1 protein-coding gene is annotated in these 25,538 nt (G+C 46.5%); it reads left to right on the top strand.

Going from position 1 to position 25,538, the window contains the following annotated elements; genetic code table 11:
- The first annotated feature begins 238 nt into the window (after positions 1-238).
- Positions 239-25,465, top strand: coding sequence for an Ig-like domain-containing protein (locus QT16_RS01165; RefSeq protein WP_039484693.1), 25,227 nt, complete (start codon positions 239-241; stop codon positions 25,463-25,465).
- Positions 25,466-25,538 lie beyond the last annotated feature (73 nt).

The following is a 25,538-nucleotide window of genomic DNA, read 5'->3' as shown; positions in this document are numbered from 1 at the left end:
TTCTTCCTCTTAGATCCTGTTAAGACCGAAAATACTCCCTTAAGTATTTAGTAAAGGAATACTATTTTTGCAAGTAATCGTTTTGGTTAGCATAAAAAAAAATTTCTACCACTTTCTTGTTGATTTTTATTTTTGAATTTTTCTTCTAAACCTGTACTTGAGTACAGTATCTATGTGGCTTTTTTGTCCTACCTTTAACTTATTAGATTGTTATTTTAAAAAGTTTGAGGGTACCAAAATGGAAGCAAATCAACTGGTAATTATTGATATTCAAGGCTCGGCAGGTGTTGTGCTGGATGATGGGTCAATAAGAGCATTAAATGTTGGTGACACTATCACCGTGGGGGATTTAGTTGTTACTGCTATTAAATCGTCTTTACAAATTGATGTGCAAGGTGAAACCTTATCTATACCCGCAAATCAAAAGGTAAAAATAACACCAGACTTATTAACTAAAGAAGCCAGAGATTCTAGCGAAACAACTGTTTTTGATGAAAGTTTAGATGAAGCAATTGCAAGCTTAGATTTAGGGGCAGAGCAAGACCCATCAACAGCGGCTAATTCTGATGTAACAGATTTTTTAGATGCATTAGAGGGTGATGGGGACATTTTAGATAATTTAGAGGCAACAGCCGCTGGTGGCGGTAATGCAGCTGGTGCAGATGGAGGTAGTTCGTTTGTACAGTTAACCCGAATTTCTGAAAGTGTTGATCCTAGTAGTGTTACTTTTGATTCTTCTTTTGATCAAAGCGCTACTGAAGCTTTTAATTTAAGAGATACCTCTGATGGTATTGTGCCTGACGCAACTTCGGCTTCTATTTCACTTAATGAGCTGGGCGTTACTAATTCATCACAACCAACAATTACCGGTACGAGTGAAAACTTAATTGGCGAAACGGTTAATGTGACGGTAACTGATGTTGATGGAAATTCTCAAGTAGTTAGTGTTGTGATTGGCCCTGATGGTACCTTTGAAATAACTCTACCAACTCCGGTTGCTGATGGCCCTGTGACCGTTGTTGTTGAAGCGACAGATCCTGTTGGCAACCCTATAAACGACACTATTTCTATAGAAATTGATACAACACCTCCGCTTATTGCTATTGATCCTGTTGCCGATTCTGCTTCTCAAACAGTGACAGTAACAGGGACTGTATCTGGGTTGAACACTGGGGATAATGTGTCAGTCACGTTAACGGATAGTGCAGGTACGGTACAAACAATTGTTACTCAAGTTGATGCGCTAGGAAATTGGGTTGTTACTACTACCTCACCTTTATCTGAAGGAGAGTTTAACGTAAGCGCAGTGGTGATTGATGCCGCTGGAAATCAAGCTGTAGATCAAGCTTTAGCGAATGTAGATTTAACTGCTCCGGTAATCACCGTAAATGTAACTGATGAAACAAATAACTCAACACCACCACTTGTTGGAACAACAAATGGTGTTCCTGAAGGCACGCAAGTAACAATTACTGTTACAGATAGTGCAGGACAAATACAAACATTAACTGCAGTTACCCAAGCCGATGGAAGCTGGAGTGTAGAAGTTGGGACTCCTTTACCCGAAGGTGATTTTACTGTTGATGCACAAGTAAGCGACAGTGTAGGAAACTTAGCATTAGCAAGTGATTCAGGAGTAGTTGATTTAACGGCGCCTACGGTACAAATTAATAATATTAACGACACTCAAGACACCACGCCAACTATTACAGGTAACGCGCAAGATGTACCTGCTGGCTCTATTATTAGTGTGGTTATTACCGATTTTAACGGTCAAACTCAAACATTATTAACCCAAACTAACGCTGATGGTGATTGGTCTGTTGACGTAACTACGCCATTGGCTGAAGGGCAGTTTGAGGTTGATGCAAGTGTAAGCGATGCTGCAGGTAATCAAGCCCAAGCAAATAACCAAGGTGTTGTTGATTTAACAAATCCAGATATTACCGTTACTGCAATTGCTGATACTAACGATACTACACCAACATTTGTAGGTAGGGTAGAAGACGCCCCAGCGGGCTCTGTAATTACAGTATTAGTAACCGATATAAACGGTAGCGTACAAACTTTAACTACTTTATTAAATGAAGATGGTACATGGAGTGTTGATGCTAATGAAATCTTGCCAGGTGGTGAGTTTACAGCAACTGCGTCAGTAACCGATGCAGCAGGGAATGAGGCTACTGCTCAAACAAACGGCGAAATAACGTTTGCTCCTATCTCAATTCAAATCGATGCAATTGCTAATACTAACGATACCACTCCATTTTTAAGTGGTAACACCGGTAATGTGCCTGCAGGTACAACCATCACTTTAACTATTACTGCAAGCGATGGCAGCACATTTACATTACTAGCAGTGACGCAAGCAGATGGTTCGTGGACTGCACAAGTAACAACCCCTCTGCCTGAGGGCGACTTTACTGTAGTTGCAGCGGTTATAGATGACTCGGGCAATGAGGCGCAAGCAAGTGCAGTAGGTAATGTTGATTTAACTGTAAGCATTAATTTTATTATTGATACTAACGATACAACACCAACAATTAGCGGCTCTACCCAAGACGTAGAGCCTGGTGCGGTAGTAACCGTTACATTTACAGGAAGCGATGGCGTAGCAGAAACCGTGCAAGTAGTTACTGGTTCTGACGGAAGCTGGTCAATTGAGGCAAGTAATGAATTAGTTGAAGGCCAGTTTAGTGTTATTGCAACTGTAACTGATGCTGCGGGTAATACAGCTTCTGCAAGCGAAACTGGAGAAATTGATTTAACAGATCCTGCAATCACGATTAATCCTATTGAGGATACGAATGATGTAACTCCATCAGTAAGTGGTAACGTAATTGATGTACCAGCAGGAACAGAAGTTACCTTAGTAATAACTGACAGTGAAGGTAATGAACAAACACTTACAACAATTACAAATACAGATGGTACATATACAGCGGATATTATTGCAGATCTCAGTGAAGGAGATTTCACAGTAACAGCGAGTGTTAGTGATACTGCTGGTAATAGCAGTACTGCAACTGTTACAGGTACGGTTGATTTAACTGCACCAAGTGTGACTATTAACAATATTGCAGATACAAACGATACAACACCTACTCTTACAGGCTCTACCCAAGGATTAGCATCGGGCAGTGAAGTAACTTTAATTGTTACCGATAGTCTAGGAGCAGAGCAACAGTTAGTGACTACTATAAGTGCTGATGGTACTTGGAGTATTGAGATTCCAACTGCTTTAAGTGAGGGGGATTTTACCGTAACTGCTAATGTATCTGATAATGCAGGTAACGCAGCTCAAGATTCACAATTAGGCACAGTTGATACCACCCCTCCTTTAGTTGCAATAAATGACTTTGCTGATTCAAACGATACAACACCTACATTTAGCGGAACAACGAGTGATGCAGCTCCGGGTAGCCTTGTTAGTGTTTTAGTTACTGATGCAAATGGTGAGTCTCAAACATTGACGGCGGTTGTGTCAGAAGATGGAACTTGGCAAGTAGGTGCAACTCAAGCTGTTGCTGAAGGCGACTTTACAATTACGGCAACAGTAACAGACGCTGCAGGTAATGAAGCAAGCGATACCGGTACTGGAATAATTGATTTATCAGCTCCAATTATAGCAATTAATGCAATCCCAGATAGCGCCGATACTACTCCAACAATTTCAGGTTCCGTACAAAATGTGCCAGCTGGAACAACGGTTACGTTAACATTGACGGACGCTGCTGGTAATACACAAACAATTACAACACAAACGCTAGCTGATGGTACTTGGACAGCTGATGCTATTAATGAGTTAGTTGAAGGTGACTTTAGCGTTAATGCCATCGTTAGCGATGAAGCAGGTAACCAAAGTGAAACTTTAGCACAGGGAACTATCGATAATACCGCACCAACTATTACGATTGATGCACTGGCTGATAGCAATGATACAACACCGACAATTTCTGGCACAGCAACGGGCGAGCCAGAGGGCACCGTTGTTACTATTACCGTGACTGATGAAGCAGGTAACCCACAAACCATCACTACAGAAGTACTCGCCGATGGCACCTTTAGTGTGGATGTACCAAATGAATTAAGTGAAGGCGAATTTACTGTTGAGGTATCCGTTACTGACACTTCAGGTAATGAAACCACAGCAACTACGACTGGAGAAATTGATACTTCAGCACCGGTGATCGCGATAGATGCACTGGCTGATAGTAACGACACCACTCCAACTATTTCAGGGACTGCGACGGGTGAGCCAGAAGGCACGGTTGTTACTATTACCGTGACTGATGACGCTGGTAACGAACAAGTTATCACTACAGAAGTGCTCGCTAATGGCACTTTCACTGTTGATGTACCGAACGAATTAAGTGAAGGTGAATTTATTGTTGAGGTATCGGTTACCGATACCTCAGGTAATGAAACCACAGCAACAACGACGGGCGAAGTTGATACTGCCGCGCCAACAGTTACTATTGACCCCATAGGTGATACTAACGATACCACACCAACAATTTCAGGCACCGCAACGGGTGAGCCAGAAGGCACATTAGTTACAATTACGGTAACTGATGAAGCAGGTAATCCACAAATAATCACCACTGAAGTACAAGCCGATGGCACCTTTAGTGTTGATGTGCCGAACGAATTAAGTGAAGGTGAGTTTACGGTTGAAGTATCGGTTACTGATACTGCGGGCAATGAAACCACAGCAACTACGACTGGCGAGGTTGATACTTTAGCACCGGTGATCACGATAGATGCACTGGCTGATAGTAACGACACCACCCCAACTATTTCAGGCACCGCAACGGAGGAGCCAGAGGGCACGGTTGTTACTATTACAGTTACTGATGAAGCTGGTAATCCACAAACTATTACCACAGAAGTACAAGCCGATGGCACCTTTAGTGTTGATGTACCAAATGAATTAAGTGAAGGTGAGTTTACTGTTGAAGTATCGGTTACCGATACTGCAGGTAATGAAACTACCGCAACAACAACAGGCGAAGTCGATACTGCCGCGCCAACAGTTATTATTGACCCAGTAGGTGATACTAACGACACCACCCCAACTATTTCAGGCACCGCAACGGGTGAGCCAGAAGGCACGGTTGTTACTATTACCGTAACTGATGAAGCAGGTAATCCACAAACTATTACCACAGAAGTACAAGCCGATGGCAGCTTTAGTGTGGATGTACCGAACGAATTAAGTGAGGGTGAATTTACGGTTGAAGTATCGGTTACCGATACAGCAGGTAATGAAACTACCGCAACAACAACGGGAGAAGTCGATACTGCCGCGCCAACAGTTATTATTGACCCCGTAGGTGATACTAACAATACCACCCCAACTATTTCAGGCACCGCAACGGGGGAGCCAGAGGGCACGGTTGTTACTATTACCGTAACTGATGAAGCAGGTAATCCACAAACTATTACCACAGAAGTACAAGCCGATGGCACCTTTAGTGTTGATGTACCGAACGAATTAAGTGAGGGTGAATTTACTGTTGAAGTATCGGTTACCGATACTGCAGGTAATGAAACTACCGCAACAACAACGGGAGAAGTCGATACTGCCGCGCCAACAGTTATTATTGACCCCGTAGGTGATACTAACAATACCACCCCAACTATTTCAGGCACCGCAACGGGTGAGCCAGAGGGCACAGTTGTTACTATTACCGTAACTGATGAAGCAGGTAATCCACAAACTATTACCACAGAAGTACAAGCCGATGGCACCTTTAGTGTTGATGTACCGAACGAATTAAGTGAGGGTGAATTTACTGTTGAAGTATCGGTTACCGATACTGCAGGTAATGAAACTACCGCAACAACAACGGGAGAAGTCGATACTGCCGCGCCAACAGTTATTATTGACCCCGTAGGTGATACTAACAATACCACCCCAACTATTTCAGGCACCGCAACGGGTGAGCCAGAGGGCACAGTTGTTACTATTACCGTAACTGATGAAGCAGGTAATCCACAAACTATTACCACAGAAGTACAAGCCGATGGCAGCTTTAGTGTGGATGTACCAAACGAATTAAGTGAAGGTGAATTTACCGTTGAAGTATCGGTTACCGATACTGCGGGCAATGAAACCACAGCAACTACGACTGGTGAGGTTGATACTTTAGCACCGGTGATCACGATAGATGCACTGGCTGATAGTAACGACACCACCCCAACTATTTCAGGCACCGCAACGGGGGAGCCAGAGGGCACGGTTGTTACTATTACAGTTACTGATGAAGCAGGTAACCCACAAATCATTACCACTGAAGTGCAAGCCGATGGCACATTTAGTGTTGATGTACCAAATGAATTAAGTGAAGGTGAGTTTACGGTTGAAGTATCGGTTACCGATACTGCAGGTAATGAAACTACCGCAACAACAACAGGCGAAGTCGATACTGCCGCGCCAACAGTTATTATTGACCCTGTAGGTGATACTAACAACACCACCCCAACTATTTCAGGCACCGCAACGGGTGAGCCAGAGGGCACGGTTGTTACTATTACCGTAACTGATGAAGCAGGTAATCCACAAACTATTACCACAGAAGTACAAGCCGATGGCACCTTTAGTGTTGATGTACCGAACGAATTAAGTGAGGGTGAATTTACTGTTGAAGTATCGGTTACCGATAACGCAGGTAATGAAACCACAGCCACAACAACGGGAGAGGTTGATACCACAGCGCCAATAGTTACTATTAATGCACTAGGCGATACGAGTGATACAACACCGACCATTTCAGGCACGGTTAGCGGGGAGCCTGCTGGTTCAACCATAACTTTAACAGTGACCGATGCTAATGGTGCAGTACAAACAATTTCAGCACAAGTAATTGCAGACGGAAGTTGGACAGTAGAAGTACCTGCGGCTTTAGCTGAAGGGACCTACTCTGTAGATGCAAGTATTAGTGATAGCGCTGGTAATGAAGGCACAGCAAGTGCTTCAGGCACAATTGATACAAGCGCATTGACTATTACCATTGATGTTATCGGCGAAACTAACGATCAAACCCCTCAAATAAATGGTGATACTTTTAATGCACAAGTTGGCTCGCCGGTTGAAGTTCAGATCACTGACTCTGCGGGTGCAGTAATTACTTTAACTACAACTGTTGATGAAAACGGGCTATGGAGTGTTACTCCGCCAGCCGATTTGGCTGAAGGCACCATTTTAATTAGTGCGACAGTAACAGACATAGGTGGTGGAAGCGCAAATGCAGAGCTTGATGCTGTAATTGATATTACGCCTCCAACCATACAAGTAAATGAACTAGAAACAAGTAATGATACAACACCGGTTATTTCTGGTAACACAACTGACGTAGTTGCAGGCACAGTTATAAATTTAACGGTTACTGATTCTCAAGGGGTTGTTCGCACATTTAGCACAACAACAGATGCCGATGGTAATTGGAGTGTTGAACTTTCTCAAGAGTTGGCCTCGGGCGATTATTCTGTAGAAGCTGAAGTATCTGATGCAGCAGGAAATAGTGCTTCAGATACGGCTACAGGCAACATAGATACATCAGGGCCTAGCTTAACCGTTGACTTTGATACTGTAACCAACGACTCAACGCCTACCATTTCAGGTACTAGTGATGCAGAAGTTGGTACTAGTATCACGGTGGTTATTACAGATGAAAATGGAGTTGAACAAACACTTACCACCACAGTAGATGCAAATGGTAATTGGGAAGTAACGCCGCAAACAGATTTAAATGAAGGTGATAACACCATAGAAGTAAGTGTGTCTGATGAAGCCGGTAATACAACAACAGTTACAGATACAATTACGTTAGACACGCAAGCACCCACATTAACCATTCAAACCGTAGGCGATGTTAGCGATTTAACACCTGAGCTTCAGGGCACCAGTAATGAAATTGGTGGCACTGTTACACTCACCATCACCGACAGCGCAGGTGCTGTGCAAACCATTGAGACCCTAGTTGGCAGCGATGGTCACTGGGCTATTGAAGTGTCAACAGCCCTTGCACAAGGTGACTTTACTGTAAGCGCTAGTATTACCGATGCGGCAGGCAACGAGAGCACAGCAAACAGCAGTGGTAATGTGGATACTATTACGCCAATCGTCACCGTTGATGCACTGGGCTTGGGTAACGACAGCACCCCAGTGATTAGTGGCACTTCAACAGAGCCTGAAGGCACGGTTGTAAACATTGTTATTACCGACAGTAATGGTGATGAGTATCCAATTACTGCCACCGTGGATGCAAACGGTGATTGGCAAGCAACCAGCCCTGAATTACCAGATGGAAGCTACAGCGTACAAGCCAGCATTACCGATGCGGCAGGAAACACCGGCGGCGCCGTTCAATCAGGCACTCTTGATACCTTAGCACCGACATTGGCACTGGATACCGTGGGCGCGACCAACGACAGCACCCCAACTATCAGCGGAAGCAGCAATGCGCCAGTGGGCACAGTGATAAATATCAGTGTGAGCGATGGCACCACAACCGAAACGCTCACCGCGACAGTACAAGCCGACGGCAGTTGGTCAGCAGATGTACCGACAGCATTAGCTGATGGAGAGCTTACTATTGAAGCCAGCGTGAGCGATAGCGCCGGTAACACCACCACATTAAGTGAAACCGCGACACTGAACACCACCGCACCAAGTATTAGCATTAATGCCTTGGTTGATACCAACGACACCACGCCAACCATTAATGGTACAAGCGATGCAGCAGATGGCACTATCATCAGCTTAACGTTTGAAGACAGTGCAGGGAATATTACGACTGTTGATACGACCGTAACGGGTGGCGTATGGAGCGTTGATGCACCAACTGATTTAGCTGAAGGTGAATACACGGTAACCGCCGAGGTAGATGACGGCCTAGGAAATATAGGCAGTGCCACTGAAACCGGTATTATTGACACCACTATGCCAGCGATTGAAGTTGATACACTGAGCGTAACAAACGATACCACTCCAACGATCACTGGTACCGCGAACGCACCGCAAGGTAGTACCGTGACGGTTGAAATCACCGACAGCAATAACGTTACTCATACGGTTACAACTACGCTCGGGGTTAATGGCATCTGGAGTGTGGCCGCCTCACAAGTACTTGCTGAAGGCAGTTATACAGTAACTGCAAGCGTAAGCGATACGGCGGGTAATGCCGCGACGGCCACAGGCGCAGGAGAAATAGATACTGTTGCACCGACACTTGAGTTAACCAGCCCAGGTTCAAGTAACGACGTAACCCCAACGTTAAGCGGTACCAGTGATGCCCCTGAGGGCACAGTGATCAGCTTCACCGTAACGGATGATTTAGGGGCCGAGCAAACGTTCACCACCACGGTTGATGCTGATGGCAACTTCTCAGTGGAAGTACCGACTGCATTGGCTGAAGGGCCATACAGCATCGAAGCAAGTATTAGCGATGCAGCGGGCAACAGCAACGATATTACCGCCAGCGGTAACATCGATACCACAGCGCCAAGTGTGAGCGTGGATGCGCCAGTACTCACTAACGACAGCACGCCAACTGTGACAGGCACCAGTGATGCACCTAACAGCACCATCACGGTGACGTTTACAGATGCAGCAAATGCTACTCAAAGCATTGATGTACAAACCGATGCCAATGGTAACTGGAGTGCGGCACCAACGACTGATTTAGTCGAAGGTAATTATAGCGTCAGCGCCAGCATCACCGATGCGGCAGGTAACACAGGCATAGGCACAGACAGTGGCGAAGTGGATATTACTCCACCGGCGCTTGCCTTTACACCAACGTTTGAACTTGGTTTATTGGTTACTTTAAGTGGTACGTCTGACTTGCCAGCAGGCAGTGAAATTACCATTACCGAGCAACTGGTAGGCGGTGGTATTGGTGCAACATACACCACCACAACAGATGCAGATGGCAACTGGTCATTAGTCGGATTAGATGTATCGTTACTTGATGTTGGCTCAGTGATCGCAACAGCCACCGATGCCGCAGGTAATACACGGACAATTAGCTCAGATGACTTTGATAACACACCGCCAACACTCACGGTTGATGTTGCAGCACAAAGCGACAGCAACACGCCAATCATAAGCGGCACAAGTGATGCAGGCGAAGGGGCGCAAGTGACCATAGTGGTTACTGATAGCGCAGGCAACCCACAAACCATCACAGCGCTTGTGGATGCAAATGGCGATTGGAGTGCTACACCAAGTACACCGCTAAGCGAAGGCGAAAGCACGATTGAAGTGAGCGTACGCGACAGTGTCGGCAACGAAACCACCGTGAGTGAAACCACCACTATCGACACGCAAGCGCCAACACTTACGATACAAAATGTAGGCGATGTAAACGACCTAACACCGACATTACAAGGCACCAGTACCGAAGTTGGTGGCACAGTCACACTTACCGTGACCGACAGCGACGGCGTCGTGCAAACCATTACCACCACCGTTGAAAGTGATGGCCACTGGGATATTGAAATCCCCAGTGCGCTTGCACAAGGTGACTTTACTGTAAGCGCGAGTATTACCGATGCGGCAGGCAACGAGAGCACAGCAAACAGCAGTGGTAATGTGGATACTATTACGCCAGTTGTCACCGTTGATGCACTGGGCTTGGGTAACGACAGCACCCCAGTGATTAGTGGTACTTCAACAGAGCCTGAAGGCACGGTTGTAAACATTGTTATTACCGACAGCAACGGTGATGCACACCCCATCACCGCCACCGTGGATGCAAACGGTGATTGGCAAGCAACCAGTCCTGAATTACCGGATGGAAGCTACACCGTGCAAGCCAGTATCACCGATGATGCAGGTAACACCGGCGGTGCGACACAAACGGGCAACCTAGATACCTTAGCGCCAACGTTGACGTTAGACACAGTCGGTGCCACGAATAACAGCACGCCAACAATTAGCGGGACATCGAACGCGCCAGCAGGCACGGTTATAACGATTAACGTCACGGATGCAGATAATACAGAAACGTTTACTGCAACAGTACAAGCCGATGGCAGTTGGTCAGCAGATGTACCGAACGCGTTAACTGATGGTCCACTCACTATTGAAGCAAGCGTTAGTGACAGTGCAGGCAACACCACTACGTTAAGTGAAGGCGCAACATTGGATACCAATGCACCGAGTATTAATATTGATGCATTAATGGATACAAATGATACAACGCCGAATGTGAGCGGTACCAGCAGTGCAGCAAATGGCACTATTATCACCGTCAGTTTCACGGACAGTAATGACATAACAAACACGGTACAAACAACTGTTACAGACGGTATCTGGAGTGTTGAAGCTCCTGTTGACTTGGCTGAAGGCAGTTATGAAGTTGAAGCGAGTGTTACAGATGGAAGCGGCAATACAAGTATAGCAACAGAAAATGGTGTAGTGGATACGACCATTCCTAATATTGCCGTAAATGATGTAACAGTGACTGATGACACAACACCTACGATCACCGGCACAGCGAATGCGCCACAAGGCAGCACCGTGAGCGTTGAAATCACCGACAGTAATAATATTACTCATACCGTAACGACCACATTAGGGGTTAATGGCACATGGAGCGTAGCTGCCACGCAAGTGCTGGCTGAAGGCACCTTTACAGTGATCGCCAGTGTGAGCGATGCCGCAGGCAACGAAGCCACTGCCACAGGCACTGGTGAAGTAGACACGACTGCACCGACACTGCTCCTAACGAATCCTGGTTCAAGTAATGACATCACCCCGACACTCAGTGGCACAAGTGATGCCGTTGAAGGTACCGTTATTAACTTCACGGTAGTGGACGATCAAGGCAATACACAAACGTTCACCACCACGGTGGATGCCGATGGCAACTTCTCTATAGAAGTACCGACGGCCTTGGCAGAAGGGCCGTACACGATCACCGCCAACATCAGCGATGTGGCAGGAAACAGCACCGATATTACCGGCAACGGCACCATTGATACCACAGCACCAAGTGTGAGTGTAGATGCGCCAGTATTAACAAACGACAGCACGCCCACAGTGACAGGCACCAGTGATGCGCCTAACAGCACCATCACGGTGACGTTTACAGATGCAGCAAATGCCACTCAAAGCATTGATGTACAAACGGATATAAACGGTAACTGGAACGCGACCCCAGCGACTGATTTAGCCGAAGGGAATTATAGCGTCAGCGCCAGCATCACTGATGCCGCAGGCAACACAGGTACCGGCACAGACAGTGGTGAAGTGGATATTACTCCACCGGCACTTGCCTTTACGCCGACCTTTGAGCTTGGTTTATTGGTTACCCTAAGTGGGACGTCTGACTTGCCAGCAGGCAGTGAAATTACCATTACCGAGCAACTGGTAGGCGGTGGTATTGGTGCAACATATACCACTACAACAGATGCGGATGGCAACTGGTCATTAGTCGGATTAGATGTATCGTTACTTGATGTTGGCTCAGTGATCGCCACAGCAACCGATGCCGCAGGTAATACACGGACAATTAGCTCAGATGACTTTGATAATACGCCACCAACACTCACTGTTGATGTTGCAGCACAAAGTAATAGCAACACGCCAATCATAAGCGGCACGAGCGATGCGGGCGAAGGCGCGCAAGTCACTATTGTGGTGACTGACAGCGATGGCAACCCACAAACCATCACCGCCCTTGTTGATGCGGATGGTAATTGGAGCGCCACTCCAACCACACCATTAAGTGAAGGTCAAAGCACCATTGAAGTGAGTGTACGCGACAGTGTCGGCAACGAAACTACAGTGAGTGATACCAGTACCATCGACACGCAAGCGCCAACGCTCACCATTCAAAACGTAGGCGATGTTAGCGACTTAACACCTGAGCTGCAGGGCACCAGTAATGAAATTGGTGGCACTGTTACACTCACCATCACCGACAGCGCAGGTGCTGTGCAAAACATTGAGGCCCTAGTTGGCAGCGATGGCCACTGGAACATTGAAGTGTCAACAGCCCTTGCACAAGGTGACTTTACTGTAAGCGCGAGTATTACTGATGCGGCAGGCAACGAGAGCACAGCAAACAGCAGTGGTAATGTGGATACTATTACGCCAATCGTCACCGTTGATGCACTGGGCCATGGCAACGACAGCACCCCTGTTGTCAGTGGTACCTCAACAGAGCCTGAAGGCACGGTTGTAAACATTGTTATAACTGACAGCAACGGTGATGAACACCCCATCACCGCCACCGTGGATGCAAACGGTGATTGGCAAGCAACCACCCCTGAATTACCAGATGGAAGCTACACCGTGCAAGCCAGTATCACCGATGATGCAGGCAACACCGGCGGTGCGACACAAACAGGCAACCTAGATACCTTAGCACCGACATTGACACTGGATACCGTGGGCGCAACCAACGACAGCACGCCAACTATCAGCGGAAGCAGCAATGCGCCAGTGGGCACAGTGATAAACATCAGTGTAAGCGACGGCACCACAACAGAAACGTTTACCGCAACAGTACAAGCCGATGGCAGTTGGTCAGCAGATGTACCAAACGCGTTAACTGATGGTCCACTCACTATCGAAGCAAGCGTCAGTGACAGTGCAGGCAACACCACCACGTTAAGTGAAACCGCAACACTCAACACCACGGCCCCAAGTATCAGTATTAATGCATTGGTTGACACGAACGACACCACCCCAACCATTAATGGTACAAGCGATGCGGCAGATAACACCACCATCAGCCTAACGTTTGAAGACAGTGCAGGGAATATTACGACTGTTGATACGACCGTAACGGGTGGCGTATGGAGCGTTGATGCCCCAGCTGATTTAGCCGAAGGCGAATACACGGTCACCGCCGAGGTAGATGACGGCCTAGGAAATATCGGCAGTGCCACTGAAACCGGTATTATTGACACCACTATGCCAGCGATTGAAGTTGATACACTGAGCGTAACAAACGATACCACTCCAACGATCACTGGTACCGCGAACGCACCGCAAGGTAGTACCGTGACGGTTGAAATCACCGACAGCAATAACGTTACTCATACGGTTACAACTACGCTCGGGGTTAATGGCACCTGGAGTGTGGCCGCCTCACAAGTACTTGCTGAAGGCAGTTATACAGTAACTGCAAGCGTAAGCGATACGGCGGGTAATGCCGCGACGGCCACAGGCGCAGGAGAAGTAGATACTGTTGCACCGACACTTGAGTTAACCAGCCCAGGTTCAAGTAACGACGTAACCCCAACGTTAAGCGGTACCAGTGATGCCCCTGAGGGCACAGTGATCAGCTTCACCGTAACGGATGATTTAGGGGCCGAGCAAACGTTCACCACCACGGTTGATGCTGATGGCAACTTCTCAGTGGAAGTACCGACTGCATTGGCTGAAGGGCCATACAGCATCGAAGCAAGTATTAGCGATGCAGCGGGCAACAGCAACGATATTACCGCCAGCGGTAACATCGATACCACAGCGCCAAGTGTGAGCGTGGATGCGCCTGCACTCACTAACGACAGCACGCCAACTGTGACAGGCACCAGTGATGCGCCTAACAGCACCATCACGGTGACGTTTACAGATGCAGCAAATGCTACTCAAAGTATTGATGTACAAACCGATGCTAATGGTAACTGGAGTGCGACACCAACAGGCACATTAGCTGAAGGTAATTACAATGTCAGCGCCAGCATCACCGATGCCGCAGGTAACACTGGTACAGGTACAGATACAGGCGAAGTAGATATAACACCGCCAGATTTAGCGTTTACACCTACCTTCTTATTAGGTTCATTAGTGTTATTAAACGGCACCTCTGATTTACCGGCTGGCAGTGAAATTACCATTACTGAGCAACTTGTTGGCGGCGGTGTGGGCGTAAGTTACACCACAACCACTGACGCCAATGGTAACTGGTCACTGACTGGTATTGATATCTCATTACTGAACTTAGGCTCAGTGATCGCCACAGCGACCGATGCCGCAGGTAATACCCGTACAATTAGCTCAGATGACTTTGATAATACACCGCCTACGCTGACGGTTGACGTGGATGCACAAAGTGACAGCAACACGCCAATCATAAGCGGCACAAGTGATGTAGGCGAAGGGGCACAAGTGACGATAGTCGTTACCGACAGCAACGGCAACCCACAAACCATCACCGCCCTTGTTGATGCGGATGGTAATTGGAGTGCCACTCCAACCACACCATTAAGTGAAGGTCAAAGCACCATTGAAGTGAGTGTACGCGACAGTGTCGGCAATGAAACCACCGTGAGTGATACCAGTACCATCGACACGCAAGCGCCAACACTTACGATACAAAATGTAGGCGATGTAAACGACCTAACACCGACATTACAAGGCACCAGTAACGAAGTTGGTGGCACAGTCACACTTACCGTGACCGACAGCGACGGCGTCGTGCAAACCATTACCACCACCGTTGAAAGTGATGGCCACTGGGATATTGAAATCCCCAGTGCGCTTGCGCAAGGTGACTTTACAGTAAGCGCGAGTATTACCGATGTGGCAGGCAACGAGAGCACAGCAAACAGCAGTGGTAATGTAGATACTATTACGCCAATCGTCACCGTTGATACACTGGGCCTTGGCAACGATAGCACCCCAGTTATTAGTGGTACCTCAACAGAGCCTGAAGGCACTGTTGTAAACATTGTTATTACTGACAGCAACGGTGATGAACACCCCATCACCGCTACTGTGGATGCAAACGGTGATTGGCAAGCAACCAGCCCTGAATTACCAGATGGAAGCTACACCGTGCAAGCCAGTATCACCGATGATGCAGGCAACACCGGCGGTGCAACACAAACGGGCAACTTAGATACCTTAGCGCCGACACTGACGTTAGACACAGTCGGCGCCACGAATAACAGCACCCCAACAATTAGCGGGACATCGAACGCGCCAGCAGGCACGGTTATAACGATTAACGTCACGGATGCAGATAATACAGAAACGTTCACCGCGACAGTACAAGCCGATGGCAGTTGGTCAGCAGATGTACCGAACGCGTTAACTGATGGTCCACTCACTATCGAAGCAAGCGTTAGTGATAACGCCGGTAATACCACTACATTAAGTGAAACCGCAACACTCAACACCACGGCCCCAAGCATTAGTATTAATGCACTGGTTGACACCAACGACACCACCCCAACCATTAATGGTACAAGCGATGCGGCAGATAACACCACCATTAGCTTAACGTTTGAAGACAGTGCAGGGAATATTACGACTGTTGATACAACCGTAACGGGTGGCGTATGGAGTGTCGATGCACCAACTGATTTAGCCGAAGGCGAATATACTGTCACTGCACAGGTAGACGATGGCCTAGGTAATATCGGCAGCGCCACCGAGACAGGTCAGATAGACCTTACTGGTCCGAGCCTTGTTATTACCGACAACGGTGTAGGCAACGACACCACGCCAACGATTGCAGGTACCAGCGATGCACCGCAAGGCAGTGAAGTAACCATTGTTGTCACCGACAGCAGCGGCGCAGCGCAAACAATGAGCGCCACCGTACTAGCCAATGGCACGTGGTCAATCCCTGTACCGATAGCACTCGCAGAAGGTGCATACACCATTAGCGCGAGTGTTGAAGATGTGGCAGGCAACGACACCATCGCTACAGGCGCAGGTGAAATAGACACCACCGCACCGACATTGATCCTAACGAATCCAGGTTCAAGTAATGACATCACCCCGACACTCAGTGGCACAAGTGATGCCGTTGAAGGCACCGTTATTAACTTCGCGGTTGTGGACGATCAAGGCAATACACAAACCTTTACGACCACGGTTGATGCTGATGGCAACTTCTCAGTGGAAGTACCGACTGCATTGGCTGATGGACCATACAGCATCGAAGCAAGTATTAGCGATGCGGCAGGCAACAGCACCGATATTACCGGCAACGGCACCATTGATACCACAGCACCAAGTGTGAGTGTAGATGCGCCAGTACTCACCAACGACAGCACGCCCACAGTAACAGGGACTAGTGATGCACCTAATAGCACCATCACGGTGACGTTTACAGATGCAGCAAATGCTACTCAAAGCATTGATGTACAAACCGATGCCAATGGTAACTGGAGTGCGACACCAACGACTGATTTAGTCGAAGGTAATTACAATGTCAGCGCCAGCATCACCGATGCCGCAGGCAACACAGGCACCGGCACTGACAGCGGCGAAGTGGATGTAACTCCGCCAACCCTTGCCTTTACGCCAACGTTTGAACTTGGTTTATTGGTTACTTTAAGTGGTACGTCTGACTTGCCAGCAGGCAGTGAAATTACTATTACCGAGCAACTGGTAGGCGGTGGTATTGGTGCAACATATACCACTACAACAGATGCGGATGGCAACTGGTCATTAGTCGGATTAGATGTATCGTTACTTGATGTTGGCTCAGTGATCGCCACAGCGACCGATGCCGCAGGTAATACCCGTACAATTAGCTCAGATGACTTTGATAATACACCGCCAACACTCACGGTTGATGTTGCAGCACAAAGCGACAGCAACACGCCAATCATAAGCGGTACAAGTGATGCAGGCGAAGGGGCACAAGTGACGATAGTCGTTACCGACAGCAACGGCAACCCACAAACCATCACCGCCCTTGTTGATGCGGATGGTAATTGGAGTGCCACTCCAACCACACCATTAAGTGAAGGTCAAAGCACCATTGAAGTGAGTGTACGCGACAGTGTCGGCAATGAAACCACCGTGAGTGATACCAGTACCATCGACACACAAGCGCCAATACTCACCATTCAAAACGTAGGCGATGTTAGCGACTTAACACCCGAGCTGCAGGGCACCAGTAATGAAATTGGTGGCACTGTTACACTCACCATCACCGACAGCGCAGGTGCTGTGCAAAACATTGAGGCCCTAGTTGGCAGCGATGGCCACTGGAACATTGAAGTGTCAACAGCCCTTGCACAAGGTGACTTTACTGTAAGCGCGAGTATTACTGATGCGGCAGGCAATGAGAGCACCGCAAACAGCAGTGGTAATGTGGATACTATTACGCCAATCGTCACCGTTGATGCACTGGGCCTTGGCAACGACAGCACCCCTGTTGTCAGTGGTACCTCAACGGAGCCTGAAGGCACGGTTGTAAACATTGTTATTACCGACAGTAACGGTGATGAACACCCCATCACCGCCACCGTGGATGCAAACGGTGATTGGCAAGCAACCAGCCCTGAATTACCAGATGGAAGCTACACCGTGCAAGCCAGTATCACCGATGATGCAGGCAACACCGGCGGTGCGACACAAACAGGCAACTTAGATACCTTAGCGCCGACACTGACGTTAGACACAGTCGGCGCCACGAATAACAGCACCCCAACAATTAGCGGGACATCGAACGCGCCAGCAGGCACGGTTATAACGATTAACGTCACGGATGCAGATAATACAGAAACGTTCACCGCGACAGTACAAGCCGATGGCAGTTGGTCAGCAGATGTACCGAACGCGTTAACTGATGGTCCACTCACTATCGAAGCAAGCGTTAGTGATAACGCCGGTAATACCACTACATTAAGTGAAACCGCAACACTCAACACCACGGCCCCAAGCATTAGTATTAATGCACTGGTTGACACCAACGACACCACCCCAACCATTAATGGTACAAGCGATGCGGCAGATAACACCACCATTAGCTTAACGTTTGAAGACAGTGCAGGGAATATTACGACTGTTGATACAACCGTAACGGGTGGCGTATGGAGTGTCGATGCACCAACTGATTTAGCCGAAGGCGAATATACTGTCACTGCACAGGTAGACGATGGCCTAGGTAATATCGGCAGCGCCACCGAGACAGGTCAGATAGACCTTACTGGTCCGAGCCTTGTTATTACCGACAACGGTGTAGGCAACGACACCACGCCAACGATTGCAGGTACCAGCGATGCACCGCAAGGCAGTGAAGTAACCATTGTTGTCACCGACAGCAGCGGCGCAGCGCAAACAATGAGCGCCACCGTACTAGCCAATGGCACGTGGTCAACCCCTGTACCGATAGCACTCGCAGAAGGTGCATACACCATTAGCGCGAGTGTTGAAGATGTGGCAGGCAACGACACCATCGCCACAGGCACTGGTGAAATAGATACCACTGCACCGACACTTGTACTTACCAGCCCAGGCTCAAGCAACGATATTACTCCGACACTCAGTGGCACAAGTGATGCCGTTGAGGGCACGGTTATTAGCTTCACCGTGGTGGACGATCAAGGCAATACACAAACGTTCACCACCACGGTGGATGCCGATGGCAACTTCTCTATAGAAGTACCGACTGCCTTGGCAGAAGGACCATATAGCATCGAAGCAAGTATTAGCGATGTGGCAGGAAACAGCACCGATATTACCGGCAACGGCACCATTGATACCACAGCACCAAGTGTGAGTGTAGATGCGCCAGTATTAACAAACGACAGCACGCCTACAGTGACAGGCACTAGTGATGCACCTAACAGCACCATCACGGTGACGTTTACAGATGCAGCAAATGCCACTCAAAGCATTGATGTACAAACCGATGCCAATGGTAACTGGAGTGCGGCACCAACGACTGATTTAGCCGAAGGTAATTACAGCGTCAGCGCCAGCATCACTGATGCGGCGGGCAACACCGGCACAGGTACAGACACTGGCGAAGTGGATATAACCGCTCCGGATCTTGAAATTATTCCATCGTTTTTATTAGGTAATTTAGTTTCTCTTTCGGGGGATTCTGATTTACCGGGAGGCTCTGTAATCACTATTACAGAGTACCTAGTTGGGGGATTAGTTGGTGCAACTTATACAGCGACAACAAATCCTGATGGTACGTGGGGGCTTGCAAACATAACAGTACCATTACTAAACCTTGCCTATGTGACTGCCAGTGCAACGGATGCCGCCGGTAATGTAAGAACAATCAATACACTTGATTTTGATAACGTAGCGCCAGAACTAACCGTTAGTGTTGATGCTTTATCTAATGACAGTACGCCAGTAATTAGCGGCACCACCGATATGGGGCAAGGCACTGTAATTAATATAACCGTGACTGATAATGAAGGAGAAAGCCAAGCGTTTACTGCGACAGTTCAAGCCGGTGGCGACTGGTCTGTTGCTGTACCTGCAGAGCTAGCGCAAGGTCAATACACTGTTGTTGCAGAGGTTAGAGACAGTGTTGGTAATTTAACAACGCAGGAAGCTCAAGGTGAAATAGATAGCGTTGCTCCTACATTAATTGTGAACGAAGTTAACGCGACAATAGATACAACCCCTACAATTTCAGGTACGAGTAATGAGATAGGTGCAGATGTAAGCATTATTATTGGTGGTCAAACACTAACAGCAACAGTGGGTACTGATGGCAATTGGCAAGTAGATGTCCCCGTAGCACTTGTTGATGGTGATTATACGGCGCAAGTAAGTATTACCGATGACGCTAATAATACCAGCAGCACGACTATTGATTTAACAATTGATACCCAAGTACCTGTTATTGTACTTAATGACATAACTGTATTTAACACTGAGACACCAGTTATAAATGGTACTTCAACTGAACCACAGGATACGGTGGTCGATATAGTCATTACAGATAGCAACGGTGATATACATACTTTAACCGCAATAGTTGATGCTAACGGCGATTGGCAAGTTACAGCGCCAAGTTTGCCTGATGGTAATTATGATGTAGAGGTAAGTATTACCGATGATGCTGGCAATCAAGGAGTGGATACAGGCTCGAGCTTTATTGATACTCAAGCACCAAGTATTACTATAAACGCATTAGGTACAATTAATGACAGCACGCCAACTGTTTCAGGCACATCCAATGAACCTGAAAACACGAGTATTACAGTAACTGTGACCGATGGAGATAGTACCGAGACTTACACAACTGTTGTTGGTGCAGGTGGTGCTTGGACTGTAGATATTACAGATGCACTGACTGATGGTGAAGTTACAGTTTCTGCAAGTGTTACTGATGCCGCAGGGAATGAATCAGTTGCAAATAGTACCGCAATGTTAAATACCAATGCGCCTACAATTAATATTAATACAATTGTTGATACAAACGATCAAACACCAGCAATATCAGGTACAAGTAGTGCGGCAGATAATACAGAAATCACGGTTGTCATAACTGACGTTAATAACGTTTCACATACTGTAACTACAACTGTGGTAGGTGGGATCTGGAGTGTTGATGCGACAGATATTCTACCTGAAGGTGAATTTACTGTTTCGGCAAGTGTAACTGAAGGAGGCTTAACGAGTAATACAACAGGTAGCGGTGTTATCGATTTAACTCCACCAGCCCTTAATATTACACCGCTTACAATTTCAAATGATACAACGCCAACAATTTCAGGCACAACTACAGCTCCACAAGGCGCCATAGTCGCTATTTTAATTACAGATAGCTTAGGTGTCGAGCAAACGGTTAATGCTACTGTTGGTGCAAATGGCACATGGTCAGTCGCTGCAAGTACAGAGTTGAGCGAGGGCACTTACACGGTTTTAGCTTCAACAACAGATACTGCAGGTAATCCTGTAAACACAAGTATTACAGGGGAAGTTGATATAACAGCACCTGTTGTGACTATTAACGATATTGTTGGAAGTACCGATCTAACTCCAAGTATTTCAGGGAGCGTGACAGGTGCCATGGTAGGTAATGCAGTTGCTGTGATATTTACCGATGCACTCGGGAATAAGCATACTGTAAATACAACAGTTCAAACGGGTGGTGTATGGTCTGTAGAGGCAACTAGCTCTCTATCACAAGGAGATTATTCAGTTGAAGTATTTGTTACTGACAGCGCGGGTAATACCGGGGGCGCAACAAATACAGCAACCATTGATACAATTGCTCCCGAAATTAGTATTGATCAAAGTTCATTAATACTAACTCAAGATAGCACTCCATTGATTACAGGTACGTCTAACGAGGCAAATACAAACGTTATTGTTACCTTTACTGATTCTGCTGGAGTTTCTCATCAAATTACCGTGCAAACGGATGCTAATGGAGACTGGCAAGCCGCTGCAGACAACGAATTAGCAGAAGGTGTTTACAGTGTTACGGCAACGATTACTGATAGCGCAGGAAATACCTCTGTTGATAGTAAAACGGGTGGCGAAGTAGATACAGTAGGGCCAGAGCTTACTATTGTGCCTTCGTTCTTGTTGGGGCAGCTTGTATCTTTATCTGGCACCTCTGATTTAGGTGAAGGTAAAACAGTCACTGTTAATTTAGAATTAGCAGGTGATTTGGCTAACTTAACATACGATGTAACCACCGATGCCAATGGCGATTGGGTGTTATTAGGCCTGGCAGTTAATATTATTGGCCTATCCGTTGTTGAAGCCACTGCAACCGATGAAGCGGGTAACACCACTACTATAACGACTGCAGATGTAGATGCCTCAACGCCATTACTTACCGCAGTTGTTGACTTTGTAACTGGTGATGGAGATTTGCCAATAATTAGCGGTACGACCGACCAAGCACCAGGCACTGAAGTGCTAGTTAGAGTGGTAGATAGCGATAACATAGCACAAGATTTGGTTGCCATAGTGCAGGCAGATAATTCATGGGCTGTACAAGTTCCTCAATCATTGGCTGAAGGAGTGTTTAAAGTCACTGTTAATGTGTTAAGTGAAGTAGGCATTACTACGACGCAGCTACTTACGGATGTGGTGGATACAATATCGCCAACACTAATCTTAGGTGTTATTGGCACAACATCAGACTCCACTCCGATTATTCAAGGTACCAGTGATTTAATTAACGGTGTAGTTGAAATACAACTTGATGGTGGCTCAGTGCTAACAACTACGGTTAATGCAGCTGGGTTATTTTCACTTGAAGTTGATGCATTATCTGAAGGGCAACACGTTGCTAATGTGAGTATTACCGATGATGCAGGAAACGTAGTAACTGATACTCTCGAGTTCGTAGTTGATTCACTAGTGCCAGTGGTAAGTATTTTGCCATTGGCTATTAGCAATACCGATATATTAACTATTTCAGGTAGTTCTGAAGAGCCTGAAGGTACAGACATTGATGTAACTGTTATTGGTAGTAATGGTGAAAAAACGGTATTTAATACCTTAATTGGTAGCGATGGCAAGTGGTCTTTAGAAACTACTAGCTTATTAGATGGTGTATATGGTGTGTATGCGAGTATTACTGATGCTGCAGGCAATTTAGGCGAGTCGGTCACTGAGCTAGTAACCATAGACACTTTACCTCCAGAGCTAGGAGTTGAGGTAATTGGTGTACTTAATACACTAACACCTACCATTTCAGGTAATAGTGATGAAGACGCAGGTAGTTCAATTACTGTGAATATCACTGACTCATCAGGCGCAGTACAAACAGTTATTGCTACTGTTCTGGGAGATGGTACTTGGTCTGTCATTGCTCCTTTATTACCTGAAGGAGAAATTACCGTTGAGGCTATTAGCATAGATAATGCCGGGAATGAGGCAAAGGCAACACAAACAGGCACTATTAGTACAACCTTACCTGGTTTGTTAATTAATCAAATTGTAGATACAAGCGATACAACACCAACTATCACAGGTACCACCGATGTATTAGCCGGTGACGTACAAGTAGTTATCACCGATAGTAGCGGTACAGCAACGACATATAACACCACAGCCATTGCAGGTGAATGGACTCTAATACCTACAACGCCATTAGCTGAAGGTGCCTTTACTGTAAGCGCTACAGTTGAGAACTTAGGGCTTTCAAGCTCTACAAGTCTTGTTGGATTAATTGATTTTACAGCACCAACAATTAAAGTTGACCAGTTATCAGTAACTAATAGCCTACTACCTGAGATTACAGGTACAAGTGATGCCGCTGCAGGCACAACCATAAGCGTTGTACTTACTGATGCAAGCAATGATTCACAAACTTTAACTGCTCAAGTTAGAGCTAACGGAACATGGTCAGTAATAGCTGTTACGCCGCTTAGTGAAGGCCGTTTTAGCGCTACTGCGACAGTGAGTGATACTGCAGGAAACTCATCAAGCGATACAATGGTTTCAAGCACTGATTACACAGCACCTATTGTACTTATAGATGCTATCGCAGTTGGTCAAGATACCACACCTACTATCACAGGCTCGGTAACCGGTAGTTTTGCGGGAGCTGCTGTTATGGTGATGTTTACTGACGCACTAGGTGAAACACATAATGTTTCAACAACAGTTAACCAAGACGGATCGTGGAGCGTTACAGCCTCACAACCTCTTAATGAAGGGAACTACAGTGTTGATGTAAGCGTAGTTGATAACGCTGGTAATAGCGGCGAGCTATCAATAAGTAGCATAGTTGATTCAGGCATCATAGTTAATTCTGGTTTAGAATTAACGGGGGATAGCACGCCTAAGATTACAGGGATTGCAGGAGCTAATGAAGATATCATTGTAAGCTTTATCGATGAAAGCGGTAATGTCGTTACCAAGGGAGTGTCCGCTAGTGAGTCGGGTGTATGGAGCGTATCACCGGATACAGACTTACTTGATGGCGTATATACTGTAACCGCGACCGCTACCGATGAATCTGGAAATGTTACTTCAAGTGGTGGTTTATCTGGATTGGTTGTTGATACTACGCCAATAAGTTTTCAGGTTTACTACTATTCTGGATTGCTAGGCTTAGGTCTGACGGCTTTTGGTACCGTAGAAGAGGGTAGTAGTGTATACGTAGTGGGGAATAACTTGCTTGGTCTTGATGTGCTAAATATTAACCTTAATGTATTAGAAAGTTCTACAGAGGTTCAATCGAATGCTAATGGTGAGTGGAGTTACTTATTGTCTGTACTCGATTTAGGTTCTTGGAGCGACTATCGTTTTATCACCATTGATGAAGCCGGTAACTACTTAGTTAAAGATTTATACAACAATGTTATTGACCAAGGATATAACTCCGAGTTAGTTTCAGATGAAAATAATTTGAGTACAGCTGAAAGTACATTCGGTTTATGGGATAGTATTGCAGAACCATTTAGCGAAGAGTCGGCTTTAGGCGATACAACCCCTAATGAAGTTTCAAGCAACAACGTATTAAGCACTGAAACGATTGATTTAGGTAACTTGAGTGGTCTATCAACACCTGAGCAAACGGTGCAAGTGAGTTCGGCGGAGCCACTTAACATTAATGACGTAATCATTAACGAAGATGCAGAGCAGCTTATAGCGCTAAATACACTGGTTGAGGATGAAGGCTCTGCAATTGCTTATACTCCAGCTCAAAGTGGGGGAAGCATTGATGCAGCAGCACCTGCGGTTGATGTACAAAATCAATCGGAAGAGATGATTAAATACTTAATTGAAAGTAGTAATAATCAAACGGATATTTAATATCAATAAAGCCCTCTTAATTATTTTTTAAGGGGGCTTACATTATTAAGCAAATTGATATTATTTGACTTGG

The sequence above is a fragment of the Pseudoalteromonas distincta genome (genome assembly GCF_000814675.1).
GTDB lineage: Bacteria > Pseudomonadota > Gammaproteobacteria > Enterobacterales > Alteromonadaceae > Pseudoalteromonas > Pseudoalteromonas distincta.
The sequence above is the reverse complement of the archived record's forward strand: the minus strand, read 5'-3'. Positions and strand labels throughout refer to the sequence as shown.

Coding starts and splice junctions, on each gene's coding strand:
- QT16_RS01165 (WP_039484693.1), top strand. CDS start 239: ATGGAAGCAAATCAACTGGTAATTATTGATATTCAAGGCTCGGCAGGT.